Source organism: Jannaschia sp. GRR-S6-38, from assembly GCF_029853695.1.
Lineage (GTDB): Bacteria > Pseudomonadota > Alphaproteobacteria > Rhodobacterales > Rhodobacteraceae > Jannaschia > Jannaschia ovalis.
In genome coordinates, this window is the sequence record NZ_CP122537.1 from 1,459,428 (window position 1) to 1,484,283 (window position 24,856).

Consider the following 24,856-nt stretch of genomic DNA (forward strand, 5'->3'; position numbering starts at 1 on the left):
GCCTGCCAGCGTTTCCCCGCAGGAGGGCGGCGCATGGGTCAGGACATCGTCATCGTCGGCGGGGCCATCATGGGCTCCAGCCTCGCCTGGTGGCTGACCGAGCTGGGCCACCCGCCCGCGCGCATCACCGTGGTCGAGCGCGACCCGACCTATGCCGCCTGCGGCACCGCCTTCTCGAATTCCTGCATCCGCCAGCAATTCGGCAACCCGCTCAACGTCGCGATCAGCCGCTTCGGGGTCGAGTTCATCCGCAACTTCCAGGCCTATATGGGCGACGACCGGGTGCCGCCGGTGCATCTGCACGCCTTCGGTTATCTCTACCTCGCCGGCGACGCCGCGCAGGCCGAGCGGCTGCACCAGGCCCAGGCCGTGCAGGCGGCGGCGGGCGCGGCGACCCGGCTGATGACCCCCGACCAGATCGCCGCAGAATGGCCGTTCTACGATCTCGACGGCGTGGTGCTGGGCTCGCACGGGCCGGTGGACGAGGGCTATTTCGACGGCACGACACTCTTCGAATGGTGGCGCAGGCTGGCGCGCGACCGCGGCGTGCGCTTCGTCGCGGGCGAGGTGACGGGCATCGACACGCGGGGCGGCCGGGTGCAGGGCGTCCGGCTGGCCGACGGCACGCGGCTCGGCGCCGGCATCGTCGTCGATGCCGCCGGCACGCGCGGCGCGCAGGTGGCAAGGATGGCCGGGCTCGACCTGCCGATCGAGCCGCGCAAGCGCTACACTTGGGTCTTCGAGGCGGCGCACCCCCTCGACCGCGACCTGCCGCTGACCATCGACCCTTCGGGCATCCACTGCCGCACCGACGGGTCGCTCTACATGGCGGGCGCCACGCCCGATCCCGACCCCGCCGTCGACCCGGACGACTTCGCCGGCGACTGGTCGATCTGGGAAGATCGCGTCTGGCCCGCCCTCGCCGCCCGCATCCCCGCCTTCGAGGAGATCCGCATCCGGCGCGCCTGGGTGGGGCATTACGATTTCAACACGCTCGACGCGAACGCCATCCTCGGACCCCATCCCGGGCTCGAAGGCTTCCTCGTGATGAACGGCTTCTCCGGCCACGGGCTGCAGCAATCGCCCGCCATGGGCCGCGGCCTCGCCGAATGGATCGTGCAGGGCCGCTACGTCTCGCTCGACCTCACGCCCTTCGGCGTCGACCGCGTGCTGCGGGACGAGCCCTTCCCCGAACTCGCGGTGATCTGAGCGCCGCAATCAATTGCCCAAACAGCCACAATCACGCTGCAAACCCGGGCTAGCGGTTCCAAATGGTTCGACTCGTCCCGCTCCTGGCCCTTTGCGGCCTCCTCCTCGCCGCCCCGGCCCAGGCGGCGGTGCTCGGCGTCTTCACGCATGATTACAGGCAGGGCCTCTACGACCCCGAGGGCGACGACCTGCTCGGCCCCGATTATGTCGAGATCTCCGAGGCGCAGGCGAACCCGTTCCGCGACGTGTTCGACTTCTCCTCGCTCCTGGGCGCGACCATCGACCGGCTGGAGCTGACGCTGACCTTCTCCGATGCCGGCCCCTCCAGCTTCCAGATCTTCGGCTTCAACATTCCGACCGAGCGCTGGTATCTCGACCTGGGCGAGATCCGCCCCGAGGACGAGTTCGGCACCGTCGCCGACCTTCTGGTCGACGGCACCGGCCCCCTGACCCGCCTTGTGGACGCCGCCACCGACGCGGCCGAGGGCACCACCGTCTTCGCCGACGCGCTCGCCACGGGCCGGATTGGCTTCGGCTTCGACGAGCCCGCGGCCTTCGTGTCCGACAGCTTCCGCCTCTACTCGGCCACCCTGACCGTCAGCGGCACCGCCGTCGCGGTCGTGCCCCTGCCCGCGCCCTTCTGGTTCCTGGCCGCGGCGCTCGGCGGTCTCGGGCTCGCCCGCCGCCGCCGCCTCGCTCAGACGTAGCGGTTCCAGATATTCTCCAGCCGCTCCTGCCGGCCCGAGACCGGTTCGGGCCGGATATCCTCGTCCACCACCCGCCGCGCGATCGCGTCGAGATCCATCTCCATCAGGTCGGAGCCGTCCCAGCCCGCGTAGCGCGCCGCCCGCGCCGCCTCCAGCTCGCCCGATTCCAGAAGCGCCGCCGCCGCCTTCAGCCCGCGCGCGCAGACATCCATCGCGCCCACATGCGCCGCCAGCAGATCCACCGGGTCCAGCGATTGCCGCCTGAGCTTGGCGTCGAAATTCGTCCCGCCCGTGGTGAAGCCCCCGGCGCGCAGCACCTCGTAATAGGCGCGCGCCACCTCGGGCACGTTGTCGGGGAACTGGTCGGTGTCCCAGCCCGACTGGTAGTCGTTGCGGTTCATGTCGATCGAGCCGAGGATTCCCAGGCTCGCCGCCAGCGCCAGCTCGTGCTCGAAGCTGTGGCCCGCCAGGATCGCGTGGCCCTGCTCGATATTCACGCGCACCTCGTCCTCCAGCCCGAAATCCTTCAGGAAGCCGTAGACCGTGGCGACGTCGTAATCGTATTGATGCTTGGTCGGCTCCTGCGGCTTGGGCTCGATCAGGATGGTGCCGTCGAAGCCCGACTTGCGCGCATAATCCACCGCCATGCAGAGGAACCGACCGGCCTGTTGCCGCTCCCGCCCCAGATCGGTGTTGAGCAGCGTCTCGTAGCCCTCGCGCCCGCCCCAAAGCACGTAATTCGCGCCGTCCAGCTTCTTCGTGGCGTCGATGCAGCTTTTGACCGTGGCGGCGGCATAGGCGAAGACCGCCGGGTCCGGGTTCGTCGCCGCGCCCGCCATGAAGCGGCGATGGCTGAACAGGTTCGCCGTGCCCCAGAGAAGCCGGGTGCCCGTGGCCTCCATCTTCTCGCCCAAGTAGTCCGTCATCTCGTCCAGCCGCGCCGCGCTCTCGGCGAAGCTGTCGCCCTCGGGCCGGATATCGGCGTCGTGGAAGCAGTAGAACGGCTGGCCCAGAAGCGCGAACATCTCGAAGGCCGCATCCGCCTTCAGCTTCGCCGCCGCCATCGTGTCGCCGCCCATCGCGTCGGGAAACCAGGGCCGCTGGAAGGTCTGCCCGCCGAACGGGTCGCCGCCCGGCCAGGCAAAGCTGTGCCACCACGCGACCGAAAAGCGCAGGTGATCCTCCAGGCGCTTGCCCAGCACGATCTCGTCGCGATCGTAATGGCGAAAGCTCAGGTCGTCGGTGGCATCCGGGTCAAAGCGCACCGGGGCGAGGCCTTGGAAGAAATCGGTCATGGGATCCTCATCTCGCTGAAATCGGTGTCAGTCGCCGCCGGCCCGAAACGCGGGGTCGCAGACCCCGCCGGGCCAGCGCCGGTCCGGCCCAGCGGGCCGGCGCTCCTGCAACAGGGGCGCGACGCGGAGCGGTCGTTCGGGGGTGATGGATAAACCGTATCGCGCGAAAGGCGCAGCGCCGCCCCCCGGCCCGGCGCTGGCCCTGCCTCGCGGGCCGTGCCCACCCTCACAACCCCCGCACCGGCGCATAGGCCGCGCGGAAGCGCGCGTGACCCTCGGCATAGGGCGCGACCAGATCCGCCTCCGGCTCGACGACCCGCGCGATCTCCGGCGCCGCCGCCACCTCGGGGCCCGCGCCGTCGGCCATCATCGCCAGCCGGCAGGCGCCCAGCGCCGCCCCGAAGGCACCGCCCGCCGGCACCTCCAGCGGGTGGTCCAGCACCGTCGCGATCATCTTCAGCCAGTGATCCGACCGCGCGCCCCCGCCCACCGCCAGCAGCCGCTCGACCCGGGTGCCGGTCGCCGCCAACGCGTCGCGGCAATCGGCCAGCGCATAGGCCACGCCGGCCATCACCGCCCGGCCCAGCGCCGCCGCATCGGTGGCGTGCTCGATCCCCAGCAGCGTACCGCGCACCTCGGCGTCGTTATGCGGCGTCCGCTCGCCGCCCAGGTAAGGCAGGAACAGCGTCTGCCCCGGCGCCTGCAAATCACCGCCCGTCAACGCCGCCGCATCCCGCCCGGTCAGCCGGGCCGCCCATTCGAGGCTGTCGGTCGCCGACAGGATCACCCCCATCTGGTGCCAGGTGTCCGGCACGGCATGGCAGAAGGTGTGGACCGCGCTTTCGGCATCCGGGCGGAAGCTGTCCGCCGACACGAAAAGCACGCCCGAGGTTCCGAGGCTCACGAAACCCTGCCCCGGCGCGACCGCGCCCGTACCGATCGCCGCCGCGGCATTATCGCCCGCGCCGCCCGCCACGGCCACGCCGCGCGGCAAGCCCAGCCGGTCGGCCACCGCGTCGCGCAGCCGCCCCGACACCTCCGAGCCCTCGACGAGGCGCGGCATGTGCTCGCGGCCCAGCCCCTGGCGGGCGAGCAAGCTGTCCGACCAATCCCGCGCGCCCACGTCCAGCCAGGCGGTCCCGGCGGCGTCCGACATCTCCGACACCGCCTCGCCGGTCAGCCACAGCCGCAGGTAATCCTTGGGCAGCAGGATGCGGGTCATCCGGGCCCAGGTCTCTGGCTCGTGCCGGCGAACCCATTCGGCCTTGGGCGCGGTGAAGCCCGGGAAGACGATGTTGCCGGTGATGCGCCGCGCCTCGGCGTCGTCCAGCTCCGCCGCCTCCGTGCCCGCGCGCGTGTCGTTCCACAAAAGGCAGGGCCGCAGCGCCGCGTCGTCCGCGCCGACCAGCGTCGCGCCGTGCATATGCCCCGCCAGCCCGATGGCGCGGAGGCTCGACAGGTCGGCCCCCAGCGCGCCCACCGCCGCGGCGCAGGCCTCGGTCCAGCTTGCGGGGTCCTGCTCGGACCAGCCCGAATGCGGCCGCTCCACGGTCAAAGGCGCGGTCGCCTCGGCGACGACGCGGCCCTCCGCATCGACCAGCAGCGCCTTGAGCGAGGAGGTCCCGAGATCGAGGCCCAGATACATCAAGCGAACTCCCGCGCACAGAAGACGGGCGAAACGGGGCGAAGCGTGCGATTTTTAGGTATGCCGCAGATCACCCGTGGATCACCCGCGGATCACCCACGAATTACGCCGCCTCGGCCTTCGGATTCTTGCCCAGGATGATCATCGACAGGATGTCGTCCTCGGTCACGTCCTCCACCCGCTCGGTCCCGACCATCTTGCCGTTCTTCATCACCGAGACCCGGTCGCAGAGCTCCATCATCTCGCGCGTGTCGTGGCTGATCAGGAAGATGCCCAAGCCCTGCGCCTTCAGCTCCTGGATCAGGTCCGCGACCATCTTGGTCTCATGCACCCCCAGCGCCGCCGTCGGCTCGTCCATGATGAGGATCTGGGCGTTGAAATAAACGGCCCGCGCGATCGCCACCGACTGCCGCTGCCCGCCCGACAACGCGCTGACCGGCTCGTTGATCTTGCGGAAATTCGGGTTCAGCCGCGCCATGATCTTGCGCGTCTCCGCCTCCATCTGCGCGTCGTCCAGCGTGCCGAAGGGCGTCACCAGCTCGCGGCCGAGAAACAGGTTCGCGGGCGCATCCAGATTGTCCGCCAGCGCCAGCGTCTGGTAGATCGTCTCGATATTGTAGCGCCGCGCATCCGCCGGCGAATGGATCTCGGCGGGCTGGCCGTCGATGAAGATCTCGCCCGAATCCCGCTGGTAGGCCCCCGACAAGCACTTGATCAGGGTAGATTTTCCGGCGCCGTTATGGCCGAGCAGCCCCACCACCTCGCCGCGGTAGAGATCGAGCGAGACATCGTCCACGGCCTGCACGCCGCCGAAGGCGATCGAGATGTTGCGAAGCTCGACGAGGGGGGTGTCTTTGCGGTCCATGATCAATCCCTCGCCCCCGTGCGCCTGCGATACCAGATGTCGATCAGGACGGCGGCGACCAGCACCCCGCCCACGACGATGTTCTGCAAGGGCGCGTCGACGCCCACCATTGCCATGCCCGACTGCAGCGACTGCATGATCAGCGCGCCGATGATCGCGCCGTAGATCGTGCCCACCCCGCCCTTCAGCGCGGTGCCCCCGATCACCGCGGCGGCGATCACGCGAAGCTCGTCCAGCACGCCGATATCGTTGGAATGGTTCGTCAGCCGCGCCGAGGCGACCACCGCCGAGATGGCGCAAAGCACACCCAGCAGCGCGAAGATCTTCACCGTCAGCCAGCGCGTGTCGATGCCCGACAGCTCCGCCGCGTCCGGGTTGCCGCCGGTGGCGAAGATGTAGCGCCCGAAGCGCGTCCGCCGCGCGATGATCGTCATCACCAGCGCCACCGCCAGCAGCAGCACGACCGAGATCGGCACGCCGTAACCTTCGGCATAGCCCTCCGGCATGACCAGGCCCTGCGCCTCGAAGCGGCGCTCCAGCACACGCTCGGGGACGCCGTAGGAATTCATCACCGCGACGAAGCCCACGATGGCGCCGAGGATCAGCGCGCCGACCAGAAGCTCGGCCCAGACGGGCTTGACGGGGAAGTCATGCGCGAGCTTGTTGCGGCGCGCCGAGACCAGCGCCCAGACCGCCGCGGCCGCGGCGACGGCGGCCAGGATCCACGATCCCGTCTCGCCCAGCGTGCCGTTGATCCCGCCGAATTTCTGGAAGGTCGAGTCGAGCGGCCCGATCGTCTGGCCGTTGGTGATGTACCAGGCGACGTTGCGCCAGACGAGAAGCCCGCCCAGCGTCACGATGAAGGCCGGGATGGCGAGGTAGCCGACCAGCCAGCCGTGGAAGCCGCCGATCACGGCGCCGGCGATCAGGCCGAAAAGGATCGCGACCCAGGCGGTCGCGGGGTGGTTCAGGCCCAGCCCGACCCAGTCGGGCATGACCACCGTCTGCGTCATCGCCATCACCGCCGAGCAGGTGGCCAGCACCGAACCCACGCTCAGGTCGATGTGGCGCATCACGATGATGAAGACCATGCCGGTCGCCATGATCGCCACCGATGCCGTCTGGATCGTCAGGTTGAACAGGTTGCGCGGCGTGATGAAGCGGCCGTCAGACACGACGTGGAAGGCCAGAGCGATCAGAAGGAAGGCCCCGATCATGCCCAGCAGGCGGGTGTCGAGTTCCAGCGCGGCGAAACCGCTGCGCTGCGGATGCGCGGGCCGATGGTCGGGCGCGGTCGCGTCGGTCATGGGAGCCTCCGGGTCGTGCGGGGCCGATCATTCGGGCGAATGATCGGGGTCGGCCCGCCCCGGGAAACGGGGCGGGCCGGGGTCGCGATCAGTTGCAGGGGGCCGGGCCGCCCTCGACGCCCTGGCAGAGCGCCTCGACGGTGATCCAGCCCGCATCCGTGACCGTGGTCAGGTTGTCGGCGGTCACCGGGATCGGCTCCAGGAACTTCGCGGTCAGCGTGGTGCCGCCCGGCGAGGTCCATTCCTGCGCGCCCTCGATCTCGGACATGGCGGCGCCGCCGGCCAGCGCGACGGCGATCTCGCCGGCCTCGCGGCCCAGGTCGCGGGCGTCCTTCCAGACCGAGACGGTCTGCGTACCCTTGGCCACGCGGTTCAGCGCGGCGTGATCGCCGTCCTGGCCCGAGACCGGGATGCCGTCCATGCCCTGCGCGGTCAGCGCGGCCACGGCGCCACCGGCGGTGCCGTCATTGGAGGCCACGACCGCGTCGACGTTGTTGTCCTGCGCGGTCAGGATCTGCTCCATGTTGCGCTGGGCGTTGGCGGGCAGCCAGCCATCGGTATAGGCCTCGGCCACGATGGTGATGTCGCCCGCGTCGATCGCAGCCTGCAGAATTTCCTGCTGACCGCCGCGCAGGAAATCGGCGTTCGGATCGGTGGGCGAGCCCTTGATCATCACGTAGTTGCCGGTGGGCTGCGCCTCGAACACGGCGCGGGCCTGCATGCGGCCGACCTCGATATTGTCGAAGGTCAGGTAGAAGGCATAGGGATCCTCGATCAGGCGGTCGTAGCCGACCACCGGGATGCCCTCGTTCTGGGCGGCGGCGACGGCCGGCCCGATGGCCTGCGCGTCCTGCGCCAGGATGATCAGCGCGTCGGCGCCCTGGGCGATCAGGCTTTCCACGTCCGAGAGCTGCTTGGAGGCGGATGACTGCGCGTCGGTCGAGATGTAGCTCGCGCCCGCGGCTTCGAGCGCCCCGCGGATGGCGGCTTCGTCGGTCTTCCAGCGCTCTTCCTGGAAGTTGGACCAGCTGACGCCGACGACCGGCGCATGGGCGTCGGCGAAAGCGGCTCCGGTCAGGGTGGCGGTGGCGAGCACGCTCGCCGTGAGTAGGTTCTTCATTTAATCCTCCCGTTGGATCGCACCCCGCGAAGAGACCCCGGGGGCGGACGACGGCAGGAAACCGAGTTTTAATTCGGTTGTCAAAATTAATTTGACGCCTCGCCGCAAAAATCGTTCAAATCTCGCCGGAGCATCGGGCGAACACGCGCGGGGAGCGCCGTGGATTCGGGCCGGGGAGGAATTAATTGTTGCGGGGCCGAATAAATGGGGCTTGACGGGCCGTCAAATCGCATCGCCGCGGCGGCGACTCAGCTGCCCGCGACGGGGCTGCCGGGCTGCGGCCCGCTGCGCGGCGCCCATGTCGCGAGCGTCGCCCCCCTGAAGCAGCGCATCTACGAGGCGGTCCGCTCGGCCGGGCATATCAGCCGCGCGAGCCTGGCCAAGGCTCTGGAGGTCTCGCCCGGCTCGGTCACGCCCCTGGTCTCGGACCTGCTGAGCGGCGGCCTGCTGCGCGAGGTCGAGGAGGAGGACGCGCCGCATTCCGGCCGCGGGCGGCCGCCGGTCACGCTGGGCGTCGCCGCCGACCGGGGCACGGTGATCGGGCTGAAGGTCTCCGATCACGACTATTCGGCGGCGTTGGTCGACCTGGCCGGACAGCCCGTCGCGCAGGTCGGCGCGCCGCGCGGCGCGGGCCGGTCCGTCTCGGGCCTGCTGGACGAGATCGCGCAGCTCGTGGACCGCCTGCTGGAGGGTCAGGACCGCGACCGGCTGATCGGCGCGGGGCTGGGCCTGCCGGGAATGATCGACCATGCCTCGGGCCGGATGCGCTGGTCCCCGATCCTGGCGGGCCGCGATGTCGACCTCGCCGGCATGGCGACTGAGCGGCTGGGCGTGCCGGTCACCGTCGACAACGACGCCAACCTCCTGACCATGGCCGAGCTGTGGTTCGGGCGCGGGCGCGAGCTGTCGGATTTCGCGGTGGTCACGATCGAGTTCGGCGTGGGGCTGGGGCTGGTCGTGGATCACGCCCCCTATCGCGGCGCGCATGGCCACGGGATGGAACTGGGCCACACCAAGGTCCAGCTCGATGGCGCGCTCTGCCGCTGCGGGCAGCGCGGCTGCCTGGAGGCCTATGTCGCCGATTTCGCGCTGGTGCGCGAAGCCGCGGTCGCGCTGGATGGCGAGCTGCCGCCGCGCGGTCAGGTTCTGGAGGCGCTCTTCGCGCAGGCTAAGGACGGCAACGAGGCGGCGCGGGCAATCTTCGACCGGGCGGGGCGCTACCTCGCGCTGGGCCTCGCCAACGTGGCCAACCTGTTCGACCCGCGCCGCATCATCCTGTCGGGCAGCCGGATGCGCTACGACTTCCTCTATGCCGAGGAGATGCTGGCCGAGGTGCCGGGCCTGACCCTCAACGATCCGCCGCCGATCGAGGTGAACGCGTGGGACGACCTGGTCTGGGCCCGCGGCGCCGCCGCGATGGCGCTGGCCGACGCGACGCCGCGGCTGTTGGCATGAGATGGGCGCTCGCGCTGGCGGCCCTGGCCGCGCCCGCCGCCGCCGACCCGCGTTTCGAACCCGTCGCGGTGCCCGCGCATGTCTATGCCGGCGGCTGGGAGCATTTCGTGGGCGGCGGCGTGGCGGTCTTCGATTGCGACGGCGACGCCCTGCCCGAGATCGCCGCCGCGGGCGGGACGAAGCCGGTCACGCTTCTGGCCAATCGCGGCGGGATGGTCTTCGAGCGTGCGCCCCTGCCCGAGATCACGGGCGCGAGCGGGGTCTACGCCCTGGACCTCGACGCCGACGGCGCGCGGGACCTGATGGTGCTGCGGGTCGGGCCGAATGTCTTCCTGAAGGGCGACGGCGCCTGCGGGTTCGCGGTGCACGATTTCGGCCTGCCCGATGGCGGCGCGGCCTGGACCACGGCCTTCTCGGCCACCTGGGAGGCGGGCGCACCGAGCCCGACGCTGGCCTTCGGCAATTACGTCGACCGCGCCGACCCGGAGGGCCCGTTCGGCGCCTGCGACGACAACCTGCTGCTGCGGCCCGGGGCCGAGGGCTGGACGCAGACGGTCCTGACGCCGGGGTTCTGCGCGCTCTCGGCCCTGTTCTCGGACGAGGATCGCGACGGGGTGCCGACGCTGCGGCTGTCCAACGACCGGCACTACTACATCCGCGAGGGGGCGGAGCAGCTCTGGTCGCTCACCGAAAACCGGTTCCTCGGCCCCGCGGACGGGTTCGAGGCGCCGTCGATCTGGGGCATGGGCATCGCCTCGCGCGATATCACCGGCGACGGGCGGCCCGACCTGGTCCTGACCTCGATGGGCGACCAGCTCACGATGCTGTCGACGCCAGACGGGCACGCGATGGCGCCGTTCGACCTGGGCACCTTCGCGCAGCGGCCGCATGTGGGCGAGGACGGGCGGCCCTCGACCGGGTGGCACGCGGAATGGGGCGATGTGGACAATGACGGCGATGCCGACCTGTTCATCGCCAAGGGCAATGTCGACCAGATGCCCGGCATGGCGATGGCCGACCCGAACAACCTGCTGCTGAACGAGGGGGCGGCCTTCCGCGAGGTGTCGGTCGCCGCGGGCGTCGCCACGACGGAGCGGTCCCGCGGCGCCGCGCTGGCAGACCTGGACGGCGACGGGCGGCTGGACCTCGTCGTGGTCAATCGCCGGGCGCCGATGGAGGTCTGGCGCAATGCATCGGCGGCGGGACAGGCGGTCGCCGTGACCCTTTCGCAGGACGGCGCGAACCCGGAGGCGCTGGGCGCCTGGGTCGAGTTGCGGACCGAGGCGGGCCTGCAATCGCAGGAGGTCACGTTGGGCGGCGGCCATGCCGGCGGCGCGACGGGGCCGCTGCATTTCGGGCTGGGCGCGGCCAAGGCGGCGGAAATCCGGGTCACCTGGCCCGACGGCACGGTCGGCCCGTGGCGCGTGGTGCGGCCCGGCCGGGTGACGCTGCGCCGGTGAGGCCGGGGGCGCTGCCCGCGCACCTGCGGCGCGCCCCCGAGGTATTTCCGGCCAGAGGAAGCGCTATTCGGGCAGGAGATCCACCGGCAGGCCGGAGGGCACCGTCGCGGGCGTTCCCAGGCGGCCTCGCAGCGCGCGCTCGTCGCGGAGGGTTTCGAGGAAGGCCATCAGCGCGGTCACCTCGGCCTCGCTCAGCACCCGGTCGGGGCCGGTGACGGCGGCGGAGATGGCCTGAACCTCGGCCGGGTCGTCCATGATCCGCCAATCCTCGACCGGAAGCGCGGGCAGCGCCACGTCCCGCGGCGGCGCCGCGAGCGCGCGCCGGGGGGCGGCATGGGCGCGCAGGAAATCGCGCAGGTTGTCATAGGCGCCGGCATGGCCCCAGGGGCCGGTCTCGGTCACGTTACGCAGCGACGGCGTGCGGAAGGCGAAGCGGTCGGCCGCGCGGCCGGTGACGCGGGCGCGGCCCTCGTCGCGGGCATGGGTCTCGAACCGGGCGGCCTTGCCGGGCCCGAGCTGCGGCTGGCCGGTCGCGTGGAAGCCGTGATCGGTCTGGAAGGGGCCGGCATGGCAATCGGCGCAGCCGAGCGATCCGTAGAACAGCTCCACCCCTTCGAGGGCCCTTGGGTGCAGATCGCCCGTACCGCGCAGCCAGGCGTCGAACGGGGCCGCGTCGGAGCGCCATTCATGCTCGACGAATTGCGCGATCGCGTCGGAGATGGCGGTGAAATCCACGTGGCGCCCGGGCATCGCGGCCTCGAACATCGCGGCGTATTCCGGGATCGCGCGGACGCGGGCCGAGAGCCGGTCCCAGGCGCCGTCCGGGCCGGTGATCAGCCCCTGCCGCACGGCCTGCGCGACCTCGTTCTCGGAGTAATGGCCCGCCATCTCGTCGGGGGAGAGGACCGGGAACATCGTCTGCGCGGAGAGCAGCGTCGCGAAACCCTGCGCCATCTCAGGGCCCATCGGGGTGCGCAGGCCCGCCGCCGTCGCCTCGATCCGGCCGTCATGGAACAGCACGGTGAATTCGCGCGCGCCAAGGTTCCACAGGCCCGGCGCGTTGCGCGGGATCCGCTGCTCGGGCGGATTGTCGGGATCGGCAGCGCGGTCGGGGCCGAGGCCGCGCCCGCCCTCGCCCAGGCCCAGTGCCAGCCCGTCGCCGGTGCCGAAGGCTGGGTGGTGGCAGGTCCCGCAGGAGATGTTGCGGTTGCCCGACAGGATCGGGTCCCAGAACAGAAGCCGGCCCAGCGCGACCACCTGCGGATCGGTCGGGCGATAGGCGTCGTCCGTCACCGGGTCGGGAAACTCCATCGCCGCGGCGGCGGTGGCGACGGTGGCGAAGGTCAGGCTGGCGAGAAGCGCGCGGATCATCGGCCATCAGAAGCACAGGGTTGCGCCGGACGGAAGCGCTCCCCATGTCGCAGCTCTCTGGCCATCGGCGCCGATCCGCGTTAGGCGCGCGCGATCCCGCCCGAGCGGCACGCCCCATTCAGGACAATTCCCATGGACCTTCGCAATATCGCGATCATCGCCCACGTGGACCACGGCAAGACGACGCTGGTGGACGAACTGCTCAAGCAGTCCGGCGCCTTCCGCGAGAACCAGGCCGTCGCCGAGCGCGCGATGGACAGCAACGACCTGGAGCGCGAGCGCGGGATCACGATCCTCGCCAAGGCGACCTCGGTCGAATGGAAGGGCACGCGGATCAACATCGTCGACACGCCCGGCCACGCCGATTTCGGCGGCGAGGTCGAGCGCATCCTATCGATGGTCGACGGGGTCGTGCTGCTGGTGGACGCCGCCGAAGGCCCGATGCCGCAGACGAAATTCGTGACCTCCAAGGCGCTGGCGCTCGGGTTGCGGCCCATCGTGGTGCTCAACAAGGTCGACAAGCCCGATGCCGAACCCGACCGCGCGCTGGACGAATGCTTCGACCTGTTCGCCAATCTGGGCGCCGATGACGACCAGCTGGACTTCCCTTCCATGTACGCCTCGGGTCGCTCGGGCTGGGCCGACATGGAGCTGGACGGCCCGCGCGCCAATCTCGACGCGCTCTTCGACCTGATCGTCAGCCACGTGCCGGCCCCCAAGCAGATCGCCGACCGCGACAAGCCGTTCCGCATGCTCGCCACGACGCTGGGCGCGGACCCGTTCATCGGCCGCATCCTGACCGGGCGGGTCGAATCGGGCACGCTCAAGACCGGCCAGACGCTGCACGCCCTGTCGCGGCGCGGCGACAAGATCGAGCAGTTCCGCGTCACCAAGATCCAGGCGTTCCGGGGCCTGATGCCGCAGCCGATCGACCTGGCCGAGGCGGGCGACATCGTCACCATCGCGGGCATGGCCAAGGCCACCGTGGCCGACACGCTGGCCGACACCTCGATCGACGTGCCGCTGCCGGCGCAGCCGATCGACCCGCCCACCATCACCGTCACCTTCGGCATCAACGACAGCCCGCTCGCGGGGCGCGACGGCAAGAAGGTGCAGTCCCGCGTCATCCGCGACCGGCTGATGAAGGAGGCCGAGACCAACGTCGCCATCCAGGTGACCGACACGCCCGGCGGCGAGGCCTTCGAGGTCGCGGGCCGCGGCGAATTGCAGATGGGCGTCCTGATCGAGAACATGCGCCGCGAGGGGTTCGAGCTGTCCATCAGTCGCCCGCAGGTCCTGTTCCGCGAGGTCGACGGCCACCGGATGGAGCCGGTCGAGGAAGTCACCATCGACGTCGATGACGACTATTCGGGCGTGGTGATCGAGAAGATCACCGGCGCGCGCAAGGGCGAGCTGGTCGAGATGAAGCCGGCGGGCGTCGGCAAGACGCGGATCATCGCGCATGTGCCGTCGCGCGGGCTGATCGGCTATCACGGCGAGTTCCTAACCGACACGCGCGGCACCGGCGTACTGAACCGTGTCTTCCACGACTGGGCGCCCTACAAAGGCGCCATCCCGGGGCGCCGCCAGGGCGTGCTGATCTCGATGGAGGACGGCGTGTCGGTGGCCTACGCGCTGTGGAATCTCGAGGATCGCGGCAAGTTCTTCATCGGCGCGCAGGAGCAGGTTTATCAGGGCATGATCATCGGCGAGCATGCGCGCGACAACGACCTGGAAGTGAACCCGCTCAAGGGCAAGAAGCTGACCAACGTCCGCGCCTCGGGCACGGACGAGGCGGTGCGCCTGACCCCGCCGGTCTCGATGTCGCTGGAGCAGGCCATCGCCTATATCGACAATGACGAGCTGGTCGAGGTCACGCCGAACCACATCCGGTTGCGCAAGCGCTTCCTCGACCCGCATGAGCGCAAGCGCCAGGCGCGCGCCACCGGCTGAGGCCGGGGGCGCCCGCGCCGCGCGGGGTTCCCGGCTCCGGGGGAATGGGCGCCGATCGCCGGGAACGGGCGGGTCGGCGCAGTGCCGAAGGCCGATGCGATCGGCGACCCGGCTCGTTCGGCTTCGTCGTAGCGCGCCCGCCAAGGGGCGGTCCGCCGCGCCGGAAAGGACCGGCGGCCCCGACCTAGAACAGCAAGGGCTCGCCCGGCTCGGGCCCGACCCGGGATCGGGTGACCCCGGCGGTATCGCGCAGGGCTTCCAGCCGCAGGCCTTCGGCGGCCCGGGTGACGGTCGATGCGCCGGGCCCGCCGTCCGTCCCCGTCAGAGCCATGCAATAGCGTTCGAGATCCTGCGCGATCTGGCGGGCGCGGTCGATCTCCTGCAGGTCGCCATGGGTCGCGGCGTCGGCCGGGTCGGCATGGCTGGCGATAGCGGCCTCGGCCAGCTCCAGCGCGTCGTGGAGCTGGCCCAGCGCGACCTGCAGGAAGCGGAACGGATCGCCCGGCTCGCGCGCGCTCACAGACGCCCCACGACGGCTTCGATGCAGTCGCGCACCTTGTTGGCGTCAAATGGTTTCGCCAGGAAGTTGTTCAACCCGAACTGGCGGCCCGTCTCGATCAGCTCGCGGGTCATGGTGCCGCTGATCAGGATGAAGCCCACCCGGGCGGTCGGCGCGTGCTGCCGCAGTTTCGCCAGCAGCTCGACCCCCGACATTCCGGGCATGTTCTGGTCCGAGATCACGAGGTGGCAGCCCTTCCGCGCGATGTGATCGAAGGCGGTCGGGCCATCGGCCAGCGCGGCGACATGGCCGATGCCGATCTGTTCCAGCGCATTCAGGATCAGGCCCCGGCTGACGCTCATGTCGTCGACCACGACGACCGACAATTGGTCCTTCAGCGACATGGCGCCCCCCGTGTTTCGCCCGCGGGCGCGCCGCGCAGCCTGAAAGCCGTGTGGCCCAGCGTCTCGAACGCGTGCTCGCGCTCGGCCCCGAGCCGTTCGGAATGGCCGATGAAGAGCGCCCCGCGCGGCGCCAGGACGCCGGCCAGCCGCGCCCAGAGCCGCGCCTGCGTCGCCGCGTCGAGATAGATCGCCATGTTGCGGCAGAAGATGACGTCGAAGGCGCCGCTGACGGGCCACGGATCCATCAGGTTCAGATACCGCACCGAGACGAGGTCGCGCAGGGCGCGGCGTACGACGAGGGCGGCCCCCTTGGCGGCCGGTTCGAAAAGCGCGTCGCGATAGGCGTCGGGCACGTCGCCCGCGATTTCGGCCGGGTAGGTCGCGTCCTGCGCCCGGTCCAGCATCTGGCGGTTCACGTCGGTCGCGAGGATCCGCAGGTCGTGCCGCGCGGCATCGGGAAAGGCCGCATGGACCGCGGCGGCGATCGAATAGGCCTCCTCCCCGCTGGAGCAGGCCGCCGACCAGAGGCGCACGCGCGCACCGGCCTCGGCCTTGCGCCGCAGGTCGGGCATGACCTGCGCGCGGAGCAGCTCGAAATGGGCGGGCTCGCGGAAGAAGCGCGTGGTGTTGGTCGTCAGCGCATCGATCATCCGTTCGCGTTCGCCCGCGCCGTTCGGGCCGGCGAGATACGCCAGATAATCCGCGAAACTCGATTTGCCGAGACGGCGGACATGGCGGGCCAGGCGCGAGAAGACGAGCGGGCGCGACCCGTCGTCCAGCAGCACGCCGGTCTGGCGATGCATCAGCTGCGCGATGGCCCGGAACTCCGCATCGGGCAGCTCCAGGTCGTGGCGCAGCAGCGCGTCGGGCCGCGTCCCGGTCACAGCGCTGCCCCGTCATCGGGCAGCCCGATTTCGGGCGCGGCGGCGGCCACGTCGAGCACGCCGAGCGACCGCTCCTCTCCCGCGATGACGCCTTCGAGGAAGCTCGGCTGGGTGTTGCCCCAGACCCGCGGGATCGGCTGGATCCCCGCGGCGTCGACATCGAAGATGTCCGAGACCGCGGTGACCAGGAACCCGACCATGCGCGGGCCCAGCTGGGTCACCAGGATCACGTGGCGCGGCCCCGGCTCCAGTGGGGCGAGGCCCAGCCGCGCGGACAGATCGACGATCGGCACCACCGAGCCGCGAAGGTTGATGATGCCCAGGACATAGTCGGGCGCATGCGGCAGCACCGTCACCTCGGTCCAGCCGCGGATCTCGCGGACGCGCATGATGTCCATGCAATAGCTCTGCGCGTCGATGTCGAAGGTGATCATCTCGCGATGCGTGAAGGCGGCTTGATCGGGCTCGGCTGTCATGCGGACATCTCCATCGGGTCGAGCCCCGGGGCGCTGGCGCCGGGGCCGTGCTGCGCGATCTCCTCCGGGTCGACGATCAGCGCGATGCGTCCATCGCCGAGAATCGTCGCGGCGGCGACACCGGGGACCCGGCCGTAATTGGCCTCAAGGCTGCGAATGACGACCTGGCGCTGGTCGTGGATGGCGTCGACGAGCAGCGCACAAGGCCGGTCGCGGTCCCCCTGGATGAGTAGAAGGACGCGGTCGGCATTGGGCTCGCGCGACCATCCGAACAGGGCGGCCATGTCGATCACGGGCACCATCCGCCCGCGCACGTCCACCATCAGCGCCTCGGCGCCGATGCGGCGCAGCTTGGCCGGATCGGGCCGGATCGTCTCGACGATGGCCGAGATCGGGACGACCATCGTCTGGTCGGCAATCTCGACGATCATGCCTTCGAGGACCGCCAGCGTCAGCGGCAGGCTGATCGAAAGGGTCGTGCCACGGCCCGGGGTCGAGGCGATCGCGATCCGGCCGCCCAGCTTGCGGATCTCGCGGTTCACCACGTCCATGCCGACGCCGCGTCCCGACAGGTCGGTGACCTGCTCGGCGGTGGAGAAGCCGGGCTGGAAAAGCAGCCGATCGATCTCGGCCGGCTCGAGCGTCGCGTCGGCGGCGATGAGACCGCGGGCCACGGCGATTTCGAGCACCCGCTCGCGATCGATGCCGCCACCGTCATCGGATACCTCGATCACGACGCGGCCCGATTGATGCGCCGCCGAAAGGCGCACGCGGCCATGCTCAGGCTTGCCCGCGGCGCGACGCCGCTCGGGCGTCTCGAGCCCATGGTCAATGGCGTTGCGGATGATATGCGTCAGCGGATCGACCAGCCGTTCGATCACCGTGCGGTCGAGTTCGGTCGCCTCGCCCTCGGGGTGGAAGGTGATGGGTTTGCCTGCGACATCCGCCGTCTCGCGCACGATGCGCGCCATGCGCTGGAACAGCGGCTTCACCGACTGCGCGCGGATGGCCATCACGCCCTCCTGCAGCTGTCGGGCGAGATGCCGGAAATCGTCGAGCGCCTGGTCGAGCCGCGGGGAGCTGCCCTCCGGAAGCTCGTGCACCGCCTGCGCGATGACGGATTGGTTGATCACCAGCTCGCCGACCATGCTGATCAATTCATCCACGACGTCCAGCTTGACGCGGACGGTGGCCGATGCGGGTGCCTTGGGCCGGCCTGCGGGCGGGGCCATCGCCTCCGGCTCGGGCTGCGGCGCCGGGTTCCCCGCTGCGGTCACACGCGGCGCGGCGGGGTCCGGCTGGGAGGCGTCCGGTACCGGCAGGCCGATCGGGTCGTCCCGGGTCGCGTCGGGGCCGGTCGGGACGATCTCGACACGGGCCAGGTCGCCCACGAAGTCGAAGATCTCGGCGATCTCCTCGGCGCTCGCCGCCCCGTCGAGCGTCAGGTCCCAGGCCACCGGCCCGCTCGCCGGGTCGGGCCCGTCCGCTTCGCCCAGGCCGCCGAGATCGGCCACGACCGCAAGCGCGCCCAGCTCGGCCAGGGCCCGGAACAGGTGCAGCGGATCGTGGCCGTTCGCATAGAGCCGTGGGGTCGGCGCGAACCGGATGCGGTGGCCGGTCGCGGGGATCTCGGGCAGGAGCGGCAGAGGCAGCGGCCCATCCGGATCGGCCAGCGCGGCGATGGGCAGGGCGAGCGGCTCGAAGGCGAGGTCCTCCGCCTCCTCCGGGGGGGCGGTGGCCAGCGCCGCGACCTCGGCGGTCCGGGCCTCGCGTTCGGCCTCGGGAATGCTCTCGGCCGCCTCGCCCGCGGCGACGAGATCGGCGAGGTGGTCGGCGGCCCGGAAGAAGACGCGCAGCACCTCCGCATCGACCGCCCGGGCGCCGGACCGGATCTCGTCGAGAACGGATTCGAACGCATGTGCGAAGCGGACCAGCGCGTTCAGGCCGAAGGACGCGGCGCCTCCCTTGATCGAATGCACGGCCCGGAACATCGCATTGACGGTTTCGGGATCCGGCGCGTCGCCCTCCTCCCCTTCGAGCGCCGACAGCCCGTCGGTCAGAACCTCGAGCTGTTCCTCGCATTCGACGAGAAACGTCTGCCGGATGTCGTCGAGCCCCGCCATGCCGCTCAGACCTTGGCGACCCGGCGGATGGCCGCGACCAGCTTGCCGTCGTCGAAGGGCTTGACGATCCAGCCGGTCGCACCGCCCGCGCGGGCGCGCTGCTTCAGCGCGTCGCCGCCCTCGGTGCTGAGGACGAGGATGGGGACCGAGGCGGCATTCGGCATGCGCCGGACCGCGTCGATCACCCCGAAACCGTCGAGCCGCGGCATGTTGATATCGGTTATGATCACGTCGGGCGGGTCGGCGGCAACGCTGTCCACGCCGGCCACGCCGTCCTCGGCCGTCCGGACCTCGAACCCGGCCCGTTCCAGCGTCGCCGAAAGCAGGCTGCGGATCGTGCGGGAATCGTCGATCGCCAACACCTTGAGGGCCGTCATTCGATCTCTCCTTCCAGGTTCAGATGCGGGGCAAACCCCAGCAGCGCGAGGTCGGCGCGCATGTCGTCGGAGGCCACGATTTCGAGCTGACCGCCCGCGCGCGCGATGCAGATGGATGCGGCCACGAGGAGTTGGGCGGGCAGCGCACCGATCATCCGCACGGCGCGGCCGTCGAGCTTGCCGCCAGCGGAAAGCCGGTCGAGCCCGGCCCGAAGCCCCTCGACGGCGTCGGTTCCCAGACGGTCCGGCAGCACATGAACACCGCCCATCAGCCGCCCGCCTCGAAGAGATCGACATCACCGACCGAGATCGGCGGCGCGAGCGGCATCGGGACCGCCGCGGCGTCCCGGACGAAGCTCTGGCTGGCGAGCCCGGTCGTCGGCACGTAGCGGATCCGGCGGGGTCGGAGGCCGCCGAGGCTGCTGGAGATGCAGGGGATGCGCTCGGTCTTGAGGAAATCGAGCGCGAAGCGCGCGTTTTCCGCGCCGATCCGACCCATGCCATCGCCCAGGGCGGCGCCGCCAAAAAGCTTGGCCTCGAAGCGCGCGCGCCGGCCCCCGAGCTTGAGCAACCCGTTGATCAGGACTTCCATCGCATTCACCCCGTATCGTTCGCCGCCCGATCGCGCCTCCCGCCCGCCGGGCAGCAGGAAATGGTTCATGCCCCCCACCGCCGCGACCGGATCGCAGAGGCATACCGAGACGCAGGATCCCAGAAGGGTCGTGAGGACGACATCGGCCTCGTCGGAGGCGCGGCACTCGCCCTGGATCATCGGCACGATCCGCTGTTTCGCGGTCAGGCCGGCGCCGGGCGCGGTCATGTCGGCGACCCCGGATCGACGCGTGGGCCCATCTCAGAAATCCGTCCAGACTTCGGCGGGCGCGGCACCGCCCTTGGCGGCGACCGGTGCCGCTTTGCGCGCCTGCGCGGGCGGGTGGGACGGCGCGGCCTCCGTCTTGCGGGAGGTGAGGCGGACGCGATCGATGGTCGAGACCAGCGTCGCCGCGTCGGCGCGCAGCGCGTCGCTGGCGGCGGTCGTCTCTTCCAGCCGCGCGGTATTTTGCTGCGTGGATTGGTCAAGCTTGGTGACCGAGCTGTTGATCTCCTCAAGGCTGGACGATTGCTGGCGGGCCGATTCCGCGATCTCGGAGACACGATCGGCGATCTCGGTCACCGAGCCGACGATCCCTTCCAGCGCGTGGCCGGTCTTGCCCACCAGATCGACGCCTTCGCGCACCTGCGTGCCGCTTTGCGCGATAAGGTCGTTGATCTCGCGCGCGGCCTCCGAGGAGCGCTGCGCCAGGGCGCGCACTTCGGACGCGACCACGGCGAAGCCACGGCCGGCATCGCCCGCACGCGCGGCCTCGACGCCTGCGTTCAGCGCCAGCAGGTTGGTCTGGAACGCGATGTCATCGATCACCTTGATGATCGAGGCCACGCGCTCGGAGGAGGCGGCGATCTCGTCCATCGCGGCGACCGTCCGCGTCACGACCTCGCCGCTTTGCTGGGCGCTCCGCTTTGCATCGACCACCATCTGATCGGCGCGCTGGGCGCTTTCGGCGGCCACGCGGACGCCGCCGGTCAGGTCGTCGAGCGCCGCGGCCGTCTGTTCCAGCGTGGCGGCGGTGCTTTCGCTGCGCTGGGACAGGCCCTCGGCGGTGGCGCTGATGTCGTTCGATTCGTTGCGGATGCTCTCGGCGCGTTCGGCGATCTCGCTCAGCGCCTCGTCCAGCATGCCGACGGCCATGTTGTAATCGCTGCGCAACTCCTCGTAGCGATCGGCGAAGGGGTCGGCGATGGCGGCGTCCAGATCGCCGGCGCTGAGCTTGCGCAGCCCTCCGCGAAGGGCCTCGACCACGGCCGAGCGTTCCTTTTCGGTGGCGATGCGTTCGGCGCGCGAGGCCTCGATCGCGATCTGTGCGGCGGTGACGTCGCGACCGAGAAGCAAGAGCCGGAATACCGCACCGTCGACGTCGCGGATCGCGCTGAGACTGCCCTCGACGAAGACATCCTCGCCCGAGGCGGCGCGCAGGCGCAGAAGGCCGGAGAAGGCGCCAAGCTCCTTCGCCTCGCGGATCAGGGTGGCGGCATCGACGTCCTGCGCGGGCTCCTCGCCCAGAAGCTGAGGCAAAGCGGGGAGCTGGTCTGCGCCGCCATGCATCTCGCGGAAGCCGGAATTGGCCGAGACCGGGGCGCCGTCGGGCGTGAACTCGGCGGTGATCTGGCTTGCCTCGATCGTGGCGATCACCGCCTCGTTGCGCCAGCGCTCGGTCACGTCCTGCCATTCGAGCACGTAGCCGGTCTGCGCGCTCTCCCCGTCGAAGATCACGGCGATCTTCAGCTCAATGCGGATCTCCGCGAGGCTGAGGATGGTGGAGAGGCCCTGTTCGCCGAGACCGGACAGCCGGGCGGGCGACAAGTCGATCTCGCCCCGGAACATGTCGAGGTTGCGGCCGACCAGGGCTTGCGGGTCCAGGCTCGGAAGGTGGCGGCGAAGCAAGTCTTCGTGGCCGGCGAAGAGACGGGTCAGGGCGGGATTGACCGCGCGGATCGCGCCCGTCGGATCCGCCAGCATCAAGGCGGCGGAGCTGCCCTGGAAGGCCGCGCTGCTGAAGGTCGACTCGCGCTGGATCTCGGCCATCTTGCCTAGGTCGGCGCGGAATTTCTCCATCGCGTTGGCCAGCGTGCCGAACTCGTCATGGCGGCGGGCGCCGACGATCTCGGTGTCGTAATCGCCCTCCCGCAGGCGCGCCACGCCCTGACCGAGGGCGCCGAGCGGTTTGCCGATCAGCGCCCGGAAGGCCCAGAGCGCGGCCAGAAGGGATACGACAGTGACGGCGAGGCCGAGCCAGGTCGCCCGTTCCTGGGTTTCGTCGATGACCGTGCCGAGGGGCTCCGCCGACCAGAGCGCCCGGAGCGTGCCGGCGGCGTTGCCATTGGGCAGGACCATCGGGACCGAGAGGATGCGATCCGCTTCGACGGACGCCAGCGGCATCCCGTCCGAGACGAGAAGCTCGCCATCCGTCGTGCGCACTTCGACGCCGGTGACGGTGCCATCCGACTGCGCGATCAGCGCCGCGATCTGGTTAGCCACGTCGTCGGTCCGCGCGAAGGCGACCGGCGCGGCGAGGAAGCGCGCCTGCGCCTCGACCTCGGCACGCGCCAGGCGCAGCGCCAGGTCCGACGTCATTTCCGTCAGGCCCTGCCGGAAAATCGTCGTCTCGGCCAGCGTGACCGCCGCGATCGCGGTGATGAGGATCATCGCGATCTTCGCGATCACCGATCTGAGGGCGGATCGTAGCGCCTGGACAACCATGGGCGTGCTCCTCGTGGGGGGACTCAGAAGGCGGTGGCGTCGAGGCCGAAGGTCACGGCGCCGGCGGGCTGGCCGGTGACCGGATCGACGAGCGTGGTCGAGACCTGCACCTGGTAGCTGTTGGTGGACTCGTCGTATTCGACCTCGCCGACATGCAGGCCGGCGGGGCCGCGCGGGAAGGTTTCGATGAACTTGGCCTCGTCGCCCTGCCAGTAATCCGAGGTCACCGCGCTGGTCGCGGCGTTCATGCCGCGATTGTCCATCACGATGATCTCGGTCACGACGCCGCCGCTGTCCTGCGCCATGGCGCGGAGCCGCTGGGACGCGGTGCTTTCGACGATGGCGGAGATCGTCGGCGCCTCGCTCGCGCCGATCTCGCCGCGCCACTGCGCGTCCATCGCGACGAGCTGCGTTTCGGGCAGGGCCGCGTGGCGCGCATTGGCATCGCGGATCGCCTCCATGATCTCGGGCGATTGGCGCATCGCGGTGATCTGGCCGCGCACGTAATCGATCATCGCGGGATTCGCGGCGGCCGGTTGCGGATGGGCCAGGGCTAGCAGGGGCGCGATGGCGAGAAGGCGGGCGAGACGGGACATGCGGAACCTCCAGAAATGCTGTCCGCGGACCGGCGGACCTGGAGGGTTCATGCAGGCCGGGTGCTAAGGCCCGGTAAACGGGCCCCGCTTTCGGCGAACCGTAGTGAGGAAAGGATGAATCCGCGGCAGGCTGGCGGGCCCAGAAGGATTCGAACCCTCGACCTGCCGATTAGAAGTCGGCTGCTCTATCCAGCTGAGCTATGGGCCCGCGCCAGGCCTGAATGCCAGCCGGGACGAACCCGCACAAGCATCGTCAGAGATCGGCCTCCGCCGGACCCCAGGTGCGCTCGTGAACGACGCGGGTGCGGCGCGCGAGCATGGCGTAGTGATCTTCGGATTTCAGTTCCGCGATGCGGCGGCGATGCGCCGCGACGCAGGCATCGTGCAGCGCGGCGAGCTCGGCATCCTGCAGCATCCGGGCGATCTCGGCCCGCACCGGCTCGACCCAGCGCGTGATCGCGGTGTTCTCGACATGGTTGTGGTCGTAGCGCCGCCAATAGACCATCGAGGCCGCCTTGTCGGGATGGTTGGCGTTGCCGCGCGCCGATTGCATGAGAAAGCTGTCGACGGACCGCAGGGCATAGTGGTTGAGCTGCGCCAGCTCGTAGCTGACATCCGGTCCCTCCAGCACCTTGATCTCGGAGGTGCGGTTCCGCATCGGCACGGGCCTGCCGGACGCGTTCACCCAATTGACGGTCTCGGCCCGATCCGCGTCGAAGCGTGGGGAATGATTGGACAGCCGCGCCATGCCGGCCCGCTTCGAGGTCAGCGTCTTGATCCCGCGGCGCGAGGCCCGCCCCTCGGACGGCACCGCGAGCTCGGCGGAACGCGTGAAGCGCTCGATCAGCAGCCGCTCGTCGAAATTGCGCATCCCCGCCGAGCCGAAATTGAGCTGGTTCACCGAGATCGCCTCGGCCTCGGGCAGTGCCGCGAACAGCGCGGCGAGCGTGCCGTCGCCCGCATTGATGCAGAGGAACTCGTCGACATCGAAGCTGAACACCCAGTCGGCGCGTTTCAGCCGGCCCATGTAATTGGCGTATTCCAGAACCGCCCAGTGGTGACGGCCGTGATCCAGCATCATCGACGGGTTGGGCAGGTGGCGCAGGTATCCCAGCTCGTCCAGCCGGTCGAGCAGCGCGTCGCTGCCATCGGTACAGTCATTCGTGAAGACGAGGAAATCGTTGAACCCGATCAGCCGGTGATAGGCCAGCCATTCGAGGATGAACGGCCCCTCGTCCTTCATCGGGGTAACCGAGGTGATGCGCATGGGCGGCGCGCCTTCAGTGCGTCCAGGCGCCCCGGCGATTGGTCGCGAAATTCTCGCCGTAGCCGCCGGCCCGCAGGTTGGGCTTGCGGCCCTGCGCGCGCAGGACGACGAATTCGATCCCGTTCTCGCGGGCGTAATCCTCGGCCTCTTCGCGGGTGTGGAAACGCAGCATGACCTGCGCCTGCGTGTCGGTCGAGCCGGTCCAGCCGGTCAGCGGATCGATCTCGCGCGGGGTCTCGGGGATGAACTCCAGCAGCCAGTCGCGGGTCTTGGCGGTGCCCGAGGAGGTGGCGGTTCGGGCGGGCTTGTAGATGCGGGCGCGCATGGGCCGGGCTCCGGAGCTGGGAAAAGATGGCGTCGCCCCGGCAGATAGCGTCCCGCCCGGGCGTCATGCAAGGCGTCATCGGACCGCGCGCGCAGGGTTGTGACCTCGGGGGCGCGGCTTACATTACGGGTCTCCCCGATCATGAGGTCCGCAATGGCGCATAACAACACGAACCGCCCGCCCAAGGATGCCGGGCTGGCCG

23 protein-coding genes and 1 tRNA gene are annotated in these 24,856 nt (G+C 70.2%); 5 read left to right on the top strand and 19 right to left on the bottom strand.

Going from position 1 to position 24,856, the window contains the following annotated elements; translation table 11 throughout:
* Positions 1–33: 33 nt before the first annotated feature.
* Complete coding sequence (locus P8627_RS07640; RefSeq protein ID WP_279967174.1) at positions 34–1,209, top strand: NAD(P)/FAD-dependent oxidoreductase; 1,176 nt, start codon at positions 34–36, stop codon at positions 1,207–1,209.
* Positions 1,210–1,271: 62 nt separating this feature from the next.
* Positions 1,272–1,916: a VPLPA-CTERM sorting domain-containing protein gene (locus P8627_RS07645; RefSeq protein WP_279967175.1), complete on the top strand. Its 645-nt coding sequence runs from the start codon at positions 1,272–1,274 to the stop codon at positions 1,914–1,916.
* Here P8627_RS07645 and xylA read toward each other — a convergent pair.
* The 5 genes from xylA to xylF form a co-directional block, all read right to left on the bottom strand.
* Entirely contained in the window at positions 1,907–3,211 is a 1,305-nt protein-coding gene (xylA, locus tag P8627_RS07650; RefSeq protein WP_279967176.1) for a xylose isomerase, read from the bottom strand. The genes P8627_RS07645 and xylA overlap by 10 nt on opposite strands.
* 226 nt (positions 3,212–3,437) lie before the next feature.
* On the bottom strand, positions 3,438–4,856 hold the full coding sequence (gene xylB, locus P8627_RS07655; RefSeq protein WP_279967177.1) for a xylulokinase: 1,419 nt from the start codon (positions 4,854–4,856) through the stop codon (positions 3,438–3,440).
* A gap of 103 nt (positions 4,857–4,959) precedes the next feature.
* Entirely contained in the window at positions 4,960–5,721 is a 762-nt protein-coding gene (locus P8627_RS07660; protein WP_279967178.1) for an ATP-binding cassette domain-containing protein, read from the bottom strand.
* Positions 5,722–5,723: 2 nt separating this feature from the next.
* On the bottom strand, positions 5,724–7,028 hold the full coding sequence (locus P8627_RS07665) for a sugar ABC transporter permease (protein WP_279967179.1): 1,305 nt from the start codon (positions 7,026–7,028) through the stop codon (positions 5,724–5,726).
* Between the two features lie 88 nt (positions 7,029–7,116).
* Positions 7,117–8,148: a D-xylose ABC transporter substrate-binding protein gene (xylF, locus tag P8627_RS07670; protein WP_279967180.1), complete on the bottom strand. Its 1,032-nt coding sequence runs from the start codon at positions 8,146–8,148 to the stop codon at positions 7,117–7,119.
* A gap of 204 nt (positions 8,149–8,352) precedes the next feature.
* On the opposite strand from xylF, the gene P8627_RS07675 reads away from it, so the two are divergent.
* Positions 8,353–9,603, top strand: a complete 1,251-nt coding sequence (locus tag P8627_RS07675; protein ID WP_279967181.1) for an ROK family transcriptional regulator — start codon at positions 8,353–8,355, stop codon at positions 9,601–9,603.
* Positions 9,600–11,063 (top strand): CRTAC1 family protein, encoded by a 1,464-nt coding sequence (locus P8627_RS07680; protein WP_279967182.1) that lies wholly within the window; start codon positions 9,600–9,602, stop codon positions 11,061–11,063. The genes P8627_RS07675 and P8627_RS07680 overlap by 4 nt, the downstream gene beginning before the upstream one ends.
* A 63-nt stretch (positions 11,064–11,126) precedes the next feature.
* On the opposite strand, the gene P8627_RS07685 is transcribed toward P8627_RS07680, so the two are convergent.
* The gene (locus P8627_RS07685; protein WP_279967183.1) at positions 11,127–12,434 is read right to left on the bottom strand and encodes a cytochrome-c peroxidase; all 1,308 of its coding nucleotides are present in this window, start codon (positions 12,432–12,434) and stop codon (positions 11,127–11,129) included.
* A gap of 132 nt (positions 12,435–12,566) precedes the next feature.
* Between P8627_RS07685 and typA the strand changes: the two genes are divergently transcribed.
* Complete coding sequence (gene typA / locus P8627_RS07690; protein ID WP_279967184.1) at positions 12,567–14,387, top strand: translational GTPase TypA; 1,821 nt, start codon at positions 12,567–12,569, stop codon at positions 14,385–14,387.
* 184 nt (positions 14,388–14,571) lie between these two features.
* Here the strand turns inward: typA and P8627_RS07695 are convergent, their stop codons facing one another.
* The 13 genes from P8627_RS07695 to P8627_RS07755 all read right to left on the bottom strand — a co-directional run bounded on the left by P8627_RS07695 (position 14,572) and on the right by P8627_RS07755 (position 24,654).
* Positions 14,572–14,907 carry a hypothetical protein gene (locus tag P8627_RS07695; protein WP_279967185.1) on the bottom strand — a complete coding sequence of 112 codons (336 nt, stop codon included), beginning with the start codon at positions 14,905–14,907 and terminating at the stop codon, positions 14,572–14,574.
* A complete protein-coding gene (locus P8627_RS07700) occupies positions 14,904–15,290 on the bottom strand; it encodes a response regulator (RefSeq protein ID WP_279967186.1) in 387 nt (128 codons plus the stop codon). Before P8627_RS07700 ends, P8627_RS07695 begins: the two co-directional genes overlap by 4 nt.
* Positions 15,281–16,174 (bottom strand): CheR family methyltransferase, encoded by an 894-nt coding sequence (locus P8627_RS07705; protein ID WP_279967187.1) that lies wholly within the window; start codon positions 16,172–16,174, stop codon positions 15,281–15,283. Before P8627_RS07705 ends, P8627_RS07700 begins: the two co-directional genes overlap by 10 nt.
* A complete protein-coding gene (locus tag P8627_RS07710; RefSeq protein WP_279967188.1) occupies positions 16,171–16,650 on the bottom strand; it encodes a chemotaxis protein CheW in 480 nt (159 codons plus the stop codon). Before P8627_RS07710 ends, P8627_RS07705 begins: the two co-directional genes overlap by 4 nt.
* Positions 16,647–18,773 (bottom strand): chemotaxis protein CheA, encoded by a 2,127-nt coding sequence (locus P8627_RS07715; protein ID WP_279967189.1) that lies wholly within the window; start codon positions 18,771–18,773, stop codon positions 16,647–16,649. The genes P8627_RS07710 and P8627_RS07715 overlap by 4 nt, the downstream gene beginning before the upstream one ends.
* A gap of 5 nt (positions 18,774–18,778) precedes the next feature.
* Positions 18,779–19,150 carry a response regulator gene (locus P8627_RS07720; RefSeq protein ID WP_279967190.1) on the bottom strand — a complete coding sequence of 124 codons (372 nt, stop codon included), beginning with the start codon at positions 19,148–19,150 and terminating at the stop codon, positions 18,779–18,781.
* Entirely contained in the window at positions 19,147–19,419 is a 273-nt protein-coding gene (locus P8627_RS07725) for a hypothetical protein (RefSeq protein WP_279967191.1), read from the bottom strand. Before P8627_RS07725 ends, P8627_RS07720 begins: the two co-directional genes overlap by 4 nt.
* Positions 19,419–19,970, bottom strand: coding sequence for a chemotaxis protein CheD (locus P8627_RS07730; RefSeq protein ID WP_279967192.1), 552 nt, complete (start codon positions 19,968–19,970; stop codon positions 19,419–19,421). The genes P8627_RS07725 and P8627_RS07730 overlap by 1 nt, the downstream gene beginning before the upstream one ends.
* 33 nt (positions 19,971–20,003) lie before the next feature.
* Positions 20,004–22,412 carry a methyl-accepting chemotaxis protein gene (locus P8627_RS07735; RefSeq protein WP_279967193.1) on the bottom strand — a complete coding sequence of 803 codons (2,409 nt, stop codon included), beginning with the start codon at positions 22,410–22,412 and terminating at the stop codon, positions 20,004–20,006.
* A gap of 77 nt (positions 22,413–22,489) precedes the next feature.
* Positions 22,490–23,062 carry a hypothetical protein gene (locus P8627_RS07740; RefSeq protein ID WP_279967194.1) on the bottom strand — a complete coding sequence of 191 codons (573 nt, stop codon included), beginning with the start codon at positions 23,060–23,062 and terminating at the stop codon, positions 22,490–22,492.
* Positions 23,063–23,193: 131 nt separating this feature from the next.
* Positions 23,194–23,270, bottom strand: a tRNA-Arg gene (locus P8627_RS07745).
* 45 nt (positions 23,271–23,315) lie between these two features.
* The gene (locus P8627_RS07750; RefSeq protein WP_279967195.1) at positions 23,316–24,329 is read right to left on the bottom strand and encodes a glycosyltransferase family 2 protein; all 1,014 of its coding nucleotides are present in this window, start codon (positions 24,327–24,329) and stop codon (positions 23,316–23,318) included.
* A gap of 13 nt (positions 24,330–24,342) precedes the next feature.
* Positions 24,343–24,654, bottom strand: coding sequence for an ETC complex I subunit (locus P8627_RS07755; RefSeq protein ID WP_279967196.1), 312 nt, complete (start codon positions 24,652–24,654; stop codon positions 24,343–24,345).
* Positions 24,655–24,856 lie beyond the last annotated feature (202 nt).

What these genes read in the sequence shown, in the direction of transcription:
- P8627_RS07640 (WP_279967174.1), top strand. Translation starts at nt 34, where the DNA reads ATGGGTCAGGACATCGTCATCGTCGGCGGGGCCATCATGGGCTCCAGC.
- P8627_RS07645 (WP_279967175.1), top strand. Translation starts at nt 1,272, where the DNA reads ATGGTTCGACTCGTCCCGCTCCTGGCCCTTTGCGGCCTCCTCCTCGCC.
- xylA (WP_279967176.1), bottom strand. Translation starts at nt 3,211, where the DNA reads ATGACCGATTTCTTCCAAGGCCTCGCCCCGGTGCGCTTTGACCCGGAT.
- xylB (WP_279967177.1), bottom strand. Translation starts at nt 4,856, where the DNA reads ATGTATCTGGGCCTCGATCTCGGGACCTCCTCGCTCAAGGCGCTGCTG.
- P8627_RS07660 (WP_279967178.1), bottom strand. Translation starts at nt 5,721, where the DNA reads ATGGACCGCAAAGACACCCCCCTCGTCGAGCTTCGCAACATCTCGATC.
- P8627_RS07665 (WP_279967179.1), bottom strand. Translation starts at nt 7,028, where the DNA reads ATGACCGACGCGACCGCGCCCGACCATCGGCCCGCGCATCCGCAGCGC.
- xylF (WP_279967180.1), bottom strand. Translation starts at nt 8,148, where the DNA reads ATGAAGAACCTACTCACGGCGAGCGTGCTCGCCACCGCCACCCTGACC.
- P8627_RS07675 (WP_279967181.1), top strand. Translation starts at nt 8,353, where the DNA reads ATGGGGCTTGACGGGCCGTCAAATCGCATCGCCGCGGCGGCGACTCAG.
- P8627_RS07680 (WP_279967182.1), top strand. Translation starts at nt 9,600, where the DNA reads ATGAGATGGGCGCTCGCGCTGGCGGCCCTGGCCGCGCCCGCCGCCGCC.
- P8627_RS07685 (WP_279967183.1), bottom strand. Translation starts at nt 12,434, where the DNA reads ATGATCCGCGCGCTTCTCGCCAGCCTGACCTTCGCCACCGTCGCCACC.
- typA (WP_279967184.1), top strand. Translation starts at nt 12,567, where the DNA reads ATGGACCTTCGCAATATCGCGATCATCGCCCACGTGGACCACGGCAAG.
- P8627_RS07700 (WP_279967186.1), bottom strand. Translation starts at nt 15,290, where the DNA reads ATGTCGCTGAAGGACCAATTGTCGGTCGTCGTGGTCGACGACATGAGC.
- P8627_RS07710 (WP_279967188.1), bottom strand. Translation starts at nt 16,650, where the DNA reads ATGACAGCCGAGCCCGATCAAGCCGCCTTCACGCATCGCGAGATGATC.
- P8627_RS07715 (WP_279967189.1), bottom strand. Translation starts at nt 18,773, where the DNA reads ATGGCGGGGCTCGACGACATCCGGCAGACGTTTCTCGTCGAATGCGAG.
- P8627_RS07720 (WP_279967190.1), bottom strand. Translation starts at nt 19,150, where the DNA reads ATGACGGCCCTCAAGGTGTTGGCGATCGACGATTCCCGCACGATCCGC.
- P8627_RS07725 (WP_279967191.1), bottom strand. Translation starts at nt 19,419, where the DNA reads ATGGGCGGTGTTCATGTGCTGCCGGACCGTCTGGGAACCGACGCCGTC.
- P8627_RS07730 (WP_279967192.1), bottom strand. Translation starts at nt 19,970, where the DNA reads ATGACCGCGCCCGGCGCCGGCCTGACCGCGAAACAGCGGATCGTGCCG.
- P8627_RS07735 (WP_279967193.1), bottom strand. Translation starts at nt 22,412, where the DNA reads ATGATCCTCATCACCGCGATCGCGGCGGTCACGCTGGCCGAGACGACG.
- P8627_RS07740 (WP_279967194.1), bottom strand. Translation starts at nt 23,062, where the DNA reads ATGTCCCGTCTCGCCCGCCTTCTCGCCATCGCGCCCCTGCTAGCCCTG.
- P8627_RS07750 (WP_279967195.1), bottom strand. Translation starts at nt 24,329, where the DNA reads ATGCGCATCACCTCGGTTACCCCGATGAAGGACGAGGGGCCGTTCATC.
- P8627_RS07755 (WP_279967196.1), bottom strand. Translation starts at nt 24,654, where the DNA reads ATGCGCGCCCGCATCTACAAGCCCGCCCGAACCGCCACCTCCTCGGGC.